The following is a 3,161-nucleotide window of genomic DNA, read 5'->3' as shown; positions in this document are numbered from 1 at the left end:
GTTCAACTCGTACTTTTGCCATAAAAAAACCCCCGTAAAAGTTAGAATGGTGTCTAACTTTTACGGGGCAGTTCAAACTTTCTGAAGGTGCTTTTCGCATATATATTACTTCATTTTCTATCCTTAGTATCGATCATGAATGTTGTAATGATGAATAAACCAAAGCTTACTAGTAAAATTGTTCCGCCTACGATATAAAAGACTAATGCGAATGTTTCGTTCACGTTAAATGGTTTTAGTGCGTTTAACCACATACCAACCGTTAAACCTATAGAGCCAATAATTGCAGTCCATCCATGAGCCACTACTAATTTTGTAGATTTCACTTTATACACACGATAGAACATACCCCATGAGAACACTGATAACCAACCTACTAATAAAATATGAACATGAATCGGACGGAATTGGTAACTACCTGAACCCGCCATATGCGAACCCAATCCAGCTCCAATTAAACCGAAAATTGCTGCTAAACGAATTAAGCGTAAACTCCATTTTGCCTCCATAATGTCATTCCCCCCATAGAATTCTTTATTACTATGGTAGTAACATTACTTTGTCAATATGAACACCACATGAACAAATCATTACAAATGAGGTAGTATGGTTGTAAATGTGGTACCTTTATTCGATGAACTCATTACTCAGATATCGTCTTTAGATATCTTATTAAGCTGTTTGATAATTTGATGGAACTAGTTTATGTTTCTACTTGTATACGGTCTATATCGGATCTTTAGACGTGTTTAAGTAGATATGTTAGCTACATAAGTTAGCTACATCATCTTCAGCGTTCTATGCAAATATAGAAATTAAAATAATTAATACAATCGGCCCGAAAATACATGCAATGGCAGTAGGGCGAGCCATATTTACCGTCCAGCCAACACCAAATCGCTTCTCTACAAAGACCGATGGATCATTGCGGTTAAAATAAATAAGACCACCTATCCAGTACTGGTCTTCGTCTACGTCTGTAATACCCGAAGACGAATAATTAGTACCTTTAGCTTCACCTAAACTACTCAATTTCACCGCAAAAGCAATTACTCCAATAATCGTGACGAAAATGAAACTAATGAACATGATAAGCATCACGCTCTCACTAACTAGGTCGCTATGAATCGTGGTCAATTGTAAGAAACTAAAGAGAATTGTTATTAACATGGTCATTAAAAACATTAACCAACTCGAATACTTTCTCATCGCCAGTTGCTGACGAATCGATTGCTGCGTTCTAGTCGCACTAATTTTAATTCCAGAACGACGTGTTAACTCAATAATACCTGCAAACATAATTTGCATGACTAATAAAATGAGTGGTAATGCAATTACTGAAAATCTATTTTTATCTGTAAAGGCATCCGGCTGACCGTTAGGCCCCCAATGCGTTGGAATTTTTTCAGGAAGTAGTGGATATTGCATATAAGTGTAAATAATAAGGCCACCTACCACAAAGATTGGTAGTAAAAAATAGAATATCGGTAACATTTCATCACGTGCCCGTACAGACCAGTCTGTTACTTTTACTTGTTTCAGGTCTGCTCCCCATTCCTCTGCATTTTTCAACATCGTAATTTTATTATGAAATATAAAATACATCACAATACTTATACCGATCAATATAAATTGTAGGGTTATTCCCACAATAATGGCTAACTCATCATTCACCATACTATTAAATTCCCACAAAACATAACCCGCCACTATAATAATCAGGATGCCTAAAAGTGTTAAAGTGTAGATCTTTTTAGATGCTTTCACAATTGGGTGATAGACTTGCTGATCTGGTACGGTTACACCAAAAACAATCGTCTCTTTAATGCAATATGGTACAAATGCTTGTAGTAAACCAATCAAAGCGAACATAACTAATGAAAAAATATATCCATTCATTTCTTTTTGGCCCCTTTATGACAAGTTTTTTATTAGTTTTTGCACAAGTTGTTGTAAATCTTGTGCTCCTAATCCAACGACCAGCCCTTCTGCAACCACAGGTCGTAGCATTCTCTCAACTTGTTGTATTTGCGCATTTGTCACACCTAAATCATTTGGCCCTGTAACAACTGCTCCAGACTTTGGGATAATGCGTATCATACCCTTCTTCTCTAATTCATGATAACTCTTATTAACCGTATGCATATTTACTCCTAAATCAGCTGCCAATGCTCTAACTGATGGTAAGGACTCTCCAGACTTCAACTGTCCACTGGCAATACCTTCAATAATTTGCTGCGTTAGTTGCGTATATATCGGCACATCTGATTGTGGCTCAATTTGCAGAAACATACGTATCACTCCATTCTGTTATATATATATTATAACAAATCTAATTAGTACCTACAATTTAATCCATCTAACAATTTCATTTGTTGTTTCATCAGCTGCTAATTTATCAAATTTTTTATCAAAAGGGTTCATATAGCCATGACTTTTATTTACTAAGTGAGTATAAACTTGATTTTTTTGTTGCAATTGCTCAAGAATTATTTGAGGGTTAAAAGATTTCTCTTTTTCAACAAAATAAACCACAGTAGGAACTTTAGGGCTAATATGTAAGTATTGGCGGATACGTGATCCATAAAAAGCGAAAACAGCTGATACTGACTTTTCGCTACATAACCATGCCAGCGTTGCGCCTATACTGAATCCAACAATATAAATATTCTCATAAACTTGTTTTTGTTCATTTATTATTTGATCAACTATTAACTGAGCCTTTTCAAACCCTACTTCTTTCATAAAGTATGTATATGCTTCCACTTCTTCTGAATAATTAAAAGGTTTTCTATCTAGTAAATTAGGAACCATTACGTCAAATCCTGCTTCATTAAAAATAGCTTTATAATACTCCATATGATCGTTAACTCCATAAATTTCATGGAGTAAAATAATTAATGGTTTTTTTATTGTCATAAGAATCCACCAATCTTTTGAATAAATTATATCAAAGCTCAATCTTTACCGAAATATGTAAATAACTAATCTTGTATCTTGTTCTTATACGACTGCAAAATTTTCTATCTATTTAACCTTATTTTAAACAATAAAAAAAGCACAACTGATTAAATCAGCTGTGCATTAATGTGCCTAGCAACGTCCTACTCTCACAGGGGGAAACCCCCAACTACCATCGGCGCTAAAGAGCTTAACTTCCG

4 protein-coding genes are annotated in these 3,161 nt (G+C 34.8%); all 4 read right to left on the bottom strand.

What is annotated here, in order from left to right:
- Nucleotides 1-110: 110 nt before the first annotated feature.
- The 4 genes from AMD00_RS18895 to AMD00_RS18880 all read right to left on the bottom strand — a co-directional run bounded on the left by AMD00_RS18895 (nucleotide 111) and on the right by AMD00_RS18880 (nucleotide 2,919).
- The gene (locus AMD00_RS18895) at nucleotides 111-509 is read right to left on the bottom strand and encodes a hypothetical protein (RefSeq protein ID WP_053418567.1); all 399 of its coding nucleotides are present in this window, start codon (nucleotides 507-509) and stop codon (nucleotides 111-113) included.
- A 289-nt stretch (nucleotides 510-798) separates the two neighbouring features.
- Entirely contained in the window at nucleotides 799-1,899 is a 1,101-nt protein-coding gene (locus AMD00_RS18890; protein ID WP_053418566.1) for a DUF1648 domain-containing protein, read from the bottom strand.
- A gap of 15 nt (nucleotides 1,900-1,914) precedes the next feature.
- Complete coding sequence (locus AMD00_RS18885) at nucleotides 1,915-2,292, bottom strand: GntR family transcriptional regulator (RefSeq protein ID WP_053418565.1); 378 nt, start codon at nucleotides 2,290-2,292, stop codon at nucleotides 1,915-1,917.
- Nucleotides 2,293-2,343: 51 nt separating this feature from the next.
- The gene (locus AMD00_RS18880) at nucleotides 2,344-2,919 is read right to left on the bottom strand and encodes a dienelactone hydrolase family protein (RefSeq protein ID WP_053418564.1); all 576 of its coding nucleotides are present in this window, start codon (nucleotides 2,917-2,919) and stop codon (nucleotides 2,344-2,346) included.
- Between the last annotated feature and the right edge of the window lie 242 nt (nucleotides 2,920-3,161).

Origin of the sequence: Viridibacillus arvi, from assembly GCF_001274945.1 — a bacterium.
GTDB lineage: Bacteria > Bacillota > Bacilli > Bacillales_A > Planococcaceae > Viridibacillus > Viridibacillus arvi.
This window is presented reverse-complemented; position numbering and strand designations above follow the sequence as displayed.